8 protein-coding genes and 1 pseudogene are annotated in these 7,565 nt (G+C 35.4%); 2 read left to right on the top strand and 7 right to left on the bottom strand.

All coding sequences use genetic code 11. From position 1 onward, the window contains the following. The first annotated feature begins 19 nt into the window (after positions 1–19). Positions 20–1,828 (top strand): M3 family oligoendopeptidase, encoded by a 1,809-nt coding sequence (locus tag HCJ50_RS09915; protein WP_187127553.1) that lies wholly within the window; start codon positions 20–22, stop codon positions 1,826–1,828. 34 nt (positions 1,829–1,862) lie between these two features. On the opposite strand, the gene HCJ50_RS09920 is transcribed toward HCJ50_RS09915, so the two are convergent. The 6 genes from HCJ50_RS09920 to mltG all read right to left on the bottom strand — a co-directional run bounded on the left by HCJ50_RS09920 (position 1,863) and on the right by mltG (position 6,403). Further along, the gene (locus HCJ50_RS09920; protein WP_185349366.1) at positions 1,863–2,567 is read right to left on the bottom strand and encodes a 5'-methylthioadenosine/adenosylhomocysteine nucleosidase; all 705 of its coding nucleotides are present in this window, start codon (positions 2,565–2,567) and stop codon (positions 1,863–1,865) included. Between the two features lie 52 nt (positions 2,568–2,619). Then, positions 2,620–3,246 carry a DUF1510 family protein gene (locus HCJ50_RS09925; RefSeq protein WP_185349367.1) on the bottom strand — a complete coding sequence of 209 codons (627 nt, stop codon included), beginning with the start codon at positions 3,244–3,246 and terminating at the stop codon, positions 2,620–2,622. 57 nt (positions 3,247–3,303) lie between these two features. Next, positions 3,304–3,786, bottom strand: a complete 483-nt coding sequence (greA, locus tag HCJ50_RS09930; protein ID WP_185349368.1) for a transcription elongation factor GreA — start codon at positions 3,784–3,786, stop codon at positions 3,304–3,306. Positions 3,787–3,976: 190 nt separating this feature from the next. Continuing rightward, complete coding sequence (udk, locus tag HCJ50_RS09935; protein WP_185349369.1) at positions 3,977–4,606, bottom strand: uridine kinase; 630 nt, start codon at positions 4,604–4,606, stop codon at positions 3,977–3,979. Further along, positions 4,603–5,256 carry an O-methyltransferase gene (locus tag HCJ50_RS09940; RefSeq protein WP_185349371.1) on the bottom strand — a complete coding sequence of 218 codons (654 nt, stop codon included), beginning with the start codon at positions 5,254–5,256 and terminating at the stop codon, positions 4,603–4,605. The genes udk and HCJ50_RS09940 overlap by 4 nt, the downstream gene beginning before the upstream one ends. A gap of 76 nt (positions 5,257–5,332) precedes the next feature. Then, on the bottom strand, positions 5,333–6,403 hold the full coding sequence (gene mltG, locus HCJ50_RS09945) for an endolytic transglycosylase MltG (RefSeq protein ID WP_185349373.1): 1,071 nt from the start codon (positions 6,401–6,403) through the stop codon (positions 5,333–5,335). A 202-nt stretch (positions 6,404–6,605) separates the two neighbouring features. Here mltG and HCJ50_RS09950 point away from each other — a divergent pair, with 202 nt between their 5' ends. After that, a complete protein-coding gene (locus HCJ50_RS09950; RefSeq protein WP_185349375.1) occupies positions 6,606–7,232 on the top strand; it encodes a DedA family protein in 627 nt (208 codons plus the stop codon). Positions 7,233–7,313: 81 nt separating this feature from the next. On the opposite strand, the pseudogene HCJ50_RS15810 reads toward HCJ50_RS09950, so the two are convergent. Next, positions 7,314–7,565: pseudogene (locus HCJ50_RS15810) on the bottom strand (IS3 family transposase); the annotation flags it as partial.

The following is a 7,565-nucleotide window of genomic DNA, read 5'->3' on the forward strand; positions in this document are numbered from 1 at the left end:
TTTTCAAGGAGGAATACAAATGTCGAATAATTATGCATTAACCTGGGATTTAGAAAATATATATGCTGGAGGTAGCGGCTCAGAAGAATTGCAGCAAACACTTAAAGAAGTAAAGGAAGATTTAGATAGTTTTGTTGCGAATGTTTCTGAGTGGAATATTCCCGAAAATGTTGAAGCTTCCGTAGAATTCCTCTTACTAGTCAACCAAAATGCGGATATCTCTAAAATCTTATTAACAGCAGGATCTTTCTTAGAATGTCTTGCTTCCGCGGATATTAATGACACACGTGCGAATGAAATTTCTGCACTTATTTATCAATATGTTGCTACACTCGCAACCGCAGAAGATGAATGGCATGATAAATTTGCTCAAGTTTCAGACCGTGTATGGGACGAATTAATGGAGCAAAATGGTTTATCTCAAATTAGTTTTATTTTAAGCGAGGCAAGAACAAACCGTCGTAAAAAAGGAACTAAAGAGCAAGAAGCTGCTATTAACGCACTAGCTGTAGACGGTTATCGTGGCTGGTCTGATCATTATGATACAATTGTTGGAAAATTACGGATGAAAATAACGTTAGATGGTGAGGAAAAAGAAGTTTCTGCTGGTCAAGCGCTTAATTTATTAAACCATCCTGACCGTGAAGTTCGTCATACTGTTTTTAAAGAATATACTCGTGTTTGGCAACAAGAGTCTCGTCTTTTTAGTGATACATTAAATCATTTATCCGGCTTCCGTCTTGCTACATACAATATTCGTAAATGGGATAATACATTAGATGAACCCCTTTCAATTAACCGCCTTGATGAACAAACACTAAAATCAATGTGGAATGTCATTCAAACACATAAACCCACATTTGTTCATTTCTTAGATAGAAAAGCAAATTTACTTGGTCCCGAAAAATTAAGCTTTTACGATGTGGAAGCTCCACTTGTATTCTCCAGCGAGCCAAAAACATACACTTATCAAGAAGGTGCCGAGTTTATCATCGAGCAATTTAATAAATTCAGTCCTAAAATGGCAAACTTTGCTAAAAATGCTTTTGAAAAAGGCTGGATTGAAGCAGAAGATCGTGATAATAAACGTCCAGGAGGCTTTTGTACCGATTTCCCTGTTGAAAAAGAGAGCCGGATTTTTATGACCTATGATGGGGCTCCTGGAACTGTAGCTACACTTGCTCACGAACTTGGTCATGCATTCCACTCACACGTTATTCGGGAAGAACCTTTTGAAAACACAGATTATGCAATGAACGTTGCCGAAACTGCTTCTACTTTTGCAGAAATGATTATTGCAGACGCTTCTGTCAAAGATGCTAAAACAAAAGAAGAAAAAATTACTTTGCTAGAAGATAAAATTGGTCGAAGCATTGCATTCTTTATGAATATTCATGCACGATTTATTTTTGAAAATAATTTTTATGAAGCTCGTAAACAAGGAGTTGTCTCGGTAGATCGACTTAATTCCTTAATGGAAGAAGCACAACGAGAAGCTTATTTAGATGCTTTAGATGAGTATCATCCACAATTCTGGGCTTCTAAACTGCATTTTTATATTGCGGATGTGCCATTTTATAACTTTCCTTATACTTTTGGTTACCTATTCTCTCTTGGTATTTACCATAAAGCGCAATCAGCTGGTGCAGGATACGAAGATGAATATATTGCCTTACTAAAAGATACTGGTTCTATGACTACGGAACAACTTGCTGCCAAACATTTAGGCGTTGATTTACGTAAAGCTGATTTCTGGGAAGAAGCTGTTCAACTTGCTGCCAAAGATGTAGAAGATTTCCTTTCTTTAACAGAAGAATATGTAAAATAAAAAACATCCTGGAGCCTAAAACTCCAGGATGTTTTTAAATTATTTTAAGTAACTCTATAATACAAGTAGCCGACTGTTTGGCTGCTAAATGGATAAATTCATCAAATGACATTGTTGCTTCTTGGTTTGCTAAATCTGAAATAGCACGAATAATTAAAAACGGAATATCAAATTGATAGGCCACTTGCGCAATCGCAGCAGCTTCCATTTCAACGGCTTTGACATCTGGGAAAAATGTTCGAATAATCTCGTGCTGATCAGGACGCATAATAAATGAGTCATTAGTAATCACTAAACCAAATACAGCTTTGTTTTCACTTGTTGAAAAGTAATCACGGTAAATGGTTTCTGCTTTTTTCAAAAGAACCGCATCCCCTTGATAAAAGGCAGGCATGCGTGGTACTTGCCCATAGGTATAACCAAATTCTGTTACATCAACATCGCCATAAGCTAATCTATCTGAAATAATCACATCCCCGATAGTTAAACCTTCGCCCATTCCGCCAGCAGAGCCCGTATTAATAATTAGCTCGGGTTTAAATCGATCTGCCATAAGTGTTGTTCCTAATGCAGCATTTACTTTGCCAATACCTGATTCAAGTAAAACCACTTCCTTGCTGGCAATTTCACCCGTGTAGAATTTCGCACCAGCAATCGTTATTACCTCTGGATTTTTCATAGTAGCTTTTAACAGTGCTACCTCTTCTTCCATTGCTCCAATAATACCAATTTTTTTCATTATGTAACCTCCAAAAAAAAAGCACAGTAAGCTTCAAATTAACTTCTGTGCTTTATCTCTTATCGTTTGTTTTAAGTTCTTCTACTTTTGTTGGTTGCCAGCCTTCACCATCTACCCAAGTAATATAGACACGATAAGCTTTATCGGGAGTTTCTTTAGTAGAAAGCGTTCCGATTGCTTGTGTTGCCGGATCAGCACCTTGTTCTACAAACCAAAGTGAAGTATTTTCGATTGGGATGTCTGTTGCTAAAGAAAATGCTTTTCGCTTTTCTTGCCAGTCGACACTGGTTGAGCTATAGGAGTTCACGTGTTCACCAGTTTGTTCTGTGCCAATTGGTTCCCAGTCTTTTGAAATTACTTTTGCCACATTTGGGTCATCACTATCGGTAGTTTCTGTTGTATCTTTTGCTGCTTTTTCTTTTTTGCTGGCTTTGTTTGATTTGGCGGCATCTTCTTTTTTCGCAGTGGAAGATGCCGTTTGATTCGGTTGATCTGCTGGGTCGCTTTCTGTTTTAAACAAAACAAAATACAAGCTACCAATGATAAGTAAGCTTACCACGATAATTAAGATATTTAAGACCAAATTGGTTTTTTTTCGCTTGGTATTTTGCTGTGAGCGCGAACCTTCTACCATATTTTGTTTAATACGACGATTATTCGATTGTCGATTATCTGCCATTTGCTTTCACCACCTTATAAGTAACCGCTGTAAAAACACAACTAGCAAATTGCTAAATTAGGATGCAGTGATTTTTTGAATCTTCACGCTCATATCGCCAGCTGGTGTTTGAATAGTTACTTCTTCTCCTTCTTTATGACCAAGTAAACCTTTGGCAATTGGAGAATCATTGGAAATTTTCCCTTCAAACGGATCTGCTTCTGCACTACCTACAATTGTGTATGTTTCTTCATCGCCATCAGGTAATTCAATGAAAGTAACTGTGTTTCCAAGTGTTACAATACCAGTATGTGCTTCTGCTGCATCAATGATTTGTGCATTACGAATCATATTTTCGATAGTAGTGATACGGCCTTCTACAAAAGCTTGTTCATCTTTTGCCGAATCATACTCGGAGTTCTCAGATAAATCCCCAAAACTACGGGCAATTTTAATTCGCTCAACTACTTCTTTACGTTTTACAGTTTTTAACTCTTGAAGTTCATTTTCTAATTTTGCTTTCCCATCCAGGGTCATTGGAAATACTTTTTCTGTCGCCAATCTATTTCTCTCCTTTTGTTGGTTCATTATAGTATAGAAAAGCACGGAGGTATCTCTCCGCACCTTCACCAAATATTACTACTCGTCAGAAAGATTAACATGTCACGCTTGAAATAGCAAGCAAATGTCTCTCTATTTACTAGAAAAATTTTACCTTACTTTTGCGGGTTTGACAAGTGATACCTTCATTTTACACATGTTTTTGTAAGATGGATTCAATTTTAGTGGTCATTAAGTCAATAGCAACGTGATTTTCGCCGCCTTCTGGAATAATAATATCTGCAAATTTTTTAGTTGGTTCAATAAATTCGTTATGCATCGGTTTAACAACAGAAAGATATTGTTCAATGACGGAATCCATCGTTCTTCCTCGTTCTTTCATGTCTCTTAATAGACGACGAATAAAACGAATATCATCATCTGTGTCCACATACACTTTTATATCCATTAAATCTCTAAGCCGTTTATCTTCTAGTATTAAAATGCCTTCTAAGATAATTACTTCTCGTGGCTCTTGAATTTCTACTTCTTTTTTTCGGGTATATTTTGCATAATCGTAAATTGGTTTTTCAATGGTTTCATATCGCCGAAGTGCTGCAATATGGGAAATAAGCAGTTCAGTATCAAAAGCAAGCGGATGATCATAGTTTACTTTTAAACGGTCTTCAAAACACATATTTGCTTGATCATGGTAATAAACATCTTGTGCAATCATTAAAATGGAATGTCCGCTAAAATGATCACAAATTGCTTTTGTTACGCTTGTTTTCCCAGAACCGGAACCACCTGTTACACCAACTACAATGGGTTTTTTTGTCATGATTCGCCTCCAGTTTTCTTTCTTTTTGATATAGATAAGCCGTCACCAAGAGGAATGGTGGTTGTCGTAAAATCAGGGTGAGTTACTAGAAAATCATTAAAATGACGCATTTTCCTAGCTACGCGAAGTTTTCGCTGCTTTTCAGGCGACATATCTAGCGCTAATCCTTTGAAAAGAACATTATCACTATAAATAACACCATCTGCGGCTAAAGCATCGGTATAAATGTGGAAAAATTTCTCATATTGCGCTTTGGCAGCATCTATAAATATCGCATCAAATGGGCCATATGCCAAAATTTCTTCCGCCCCTTCAATAGCATCGGTTAATAGGACTTTTATTCTGTCAGAAGCTCCATATCGCTCAATGTTATGTATTGCTTTATTATAGCGTTCTTCATCACGCTCAACTGTGATAATTTCTGTATTTGGTAGTTTATCAGCCATTTTTAAAGCGGAGTAACCAATTGCCGTCCCTAGTTCTAATATTTTTTTTGGTTTTTGAATATCTAAAATTTGAAGTAAGCAATAGAGTGAGTCTGGCTCCATAATTGGTACTTCATTTTCTTTCGCATATGTTTCTAGCTCCACAAAAAAAGGGCTGCTCTCAGGAATATGTTTTAATAAATACTCATGGATCATATCATTCACTTTTCATTTCACCTATCCTCACAAACAAAGCACCTGTCAAATAACATGCAAAACATGTATCTGACAAGTGGTTGTTTTAATTATTTTTAGTAATATGCTCTTCCTTTAATTTATTATGCTCTTCTAATGTCTTAGAAAAGTATACTTGTCCTGTTTTTGTGTTAGCTAAGAAGTAAAGATAGTCAGTTTTTTCAGGATATAAGGTTGCTTCCATTGAAGAACTACCACTATTTGAAATTGGTCCTGGTGGCAATCCTTTATTTTTGTATGTGTTATATGGTGAATCTACTTTTAAATCTTCATAGGTTGTTTTACTTTTGTGTTTTCCAAGTGCATAAAGAACAGTTGGATCAGTTTGAAGAGGCATATCTTTTGCTAAACGATTATAAAAAACGCTAGCAATTTTGTTTCGGTCGACATTTTCTGTTGCTTCTTTTTCGATAATAGAAGACATGGTTAGAAAATGGTGTACGGACATTTTTTGTTTGGTTAATTCATCGCGATATTTAGCAATATTCAATTCCGTTGCTTTGACCATTTCCTCAATAATTGTTTCGGCTGTTGCATTTGTTTCCTTAAAGGTGTAAGTTGCTGGGTATAAATATCCTTCTAGTGGATGTTTAATCGCTTTATTTAATACATCATTTGTCACTGTTTCTGGGTATTTATCCATCATAGTTGCAATAAAGTCAGGATTATCCATTGTTTCTATAACATCCGCTTTTTTAAGTTTAGGTTGATAGCTAACGATTCTTTCAGCAATTTGGTCTAGTGTATAACCTTCTGGAATAACTAGTTTTTCAGGTGCAATGGTTTTGCCCTCTTGCATTTTTTTTACGATTTCGTCTGTGTTCATTGCTGGGCTAAGTTCATAATTGCCTGCTTTTAAATTAGTATCATTATTATATTTTACATAAAAAGAAAAAATCGAAGCGTTGTTAATTACTTTTTTATCTTCCAAAATAGTAGAAATATCAGAAATGCTCGATCCAGCTGGAATTTCTACGACCATTTTATCTTTACTTGCTTCATCCCTTGGTTCCAGTTGTGATTTTACATAATAATATCCAGAAAAAGTAGCTATAACTAAAATTAAGACAATAATAGAAATAATGATTGTAATTTTTTTTCCTTTTGTATTTTTCATTTTAGACCTCATTTCATTGAAAACAATTCTTATCTATTATACCGATTATCTAATTAAAATGCTATTCAATATAGAAAAATTTCTTAAAAAGTGACGTTTTTATGTTTTTTCGGTATAATGAATAGCGTGATTTATCGAACAAGACAGAATCGGTCAAAGACTTGCTTCTGCCAATTAAATATCGTTTGAAGGAGTCTTTTGAATGTTACATACATTAATACAAAGCTTACAAGATTTTACTATGTGGTTAGTTGATTCACTTGGGCATTGGGGTATTTTTCTTGGAATGTTGATTGAAAGTGTTTGTATTCCGCTCCCTAGTGAAGTGATTATGTTATTTGGTGGTTTTATGGCGGAGGCTGGAAAATTAAATTTCTGGCTAGTCGTATTTGCTGGTATCGCGGGCAATCTTGTTGGTTCTCTAATTGCTTATTATATTGGTAAATTTGGTGGTAGAGCGCTCGTACTGAAATTTGGAAAATATATATTTTTAAATGTTAAACATTTGGATAAAGCAGAACTTTGGTTTGGCCGTTATGGTGCTAGAGCCGTTTTCTTCGGTCGTGTTTTACCAGTTATTCGAACATTTATTTCTTTACCAGCTGGTATTGCAAAGATGAATGTATGGAAATTTGTTATTTATACGATTCTAGGTTGTATCCCGTGGAATATTTTCCTCACTTGGCTTGGTTATTCGCTTGGCTCCAATTGGAGTGTAGTGGAAAAATATACGCGGCCTATTAGTTATTTAATGTTAGCGTTAGTTATTGGAATTATAATTTATCTTGCTTATAAAGTATGGAATAAACGAGCAAGAAACACAAAATAAAAAAGCTTGTCTTAACAATAAGCTTGTAGCGAGACCCAAAAGTTAGACCAAATGCCGACCAGAGAAATCTGGTTGGTATTTTTATGCGGTCATCCGTTCGCGGTACTGAATAGGACTACAACCAAGTTTCGTTTTAATTCGATGATGATTGTAGTAATGTATTCAATCTTCTATTGCTTGTTTCAATTGTTTAAAGCTGGCATAAATTACCCCATAATACATTTCTTGTTTTAACAGTCCAAAGCAATTCTCCAATGGAGAATTGTCAAAACAGTTCCCTTTTCGTGACATACTTTGAAAGATGTTTTGCTTGGTTAACTGCTTTTTGTATGC

Origin of the sequence: Listeria immobilis (assembly GCF_014322765.1) — a bacterium.
Lineage (GTDB): Bacteria > Bacillota > Bacilli > Lactobacillales > Listeriaceae > Listeria > Listeria immobilis.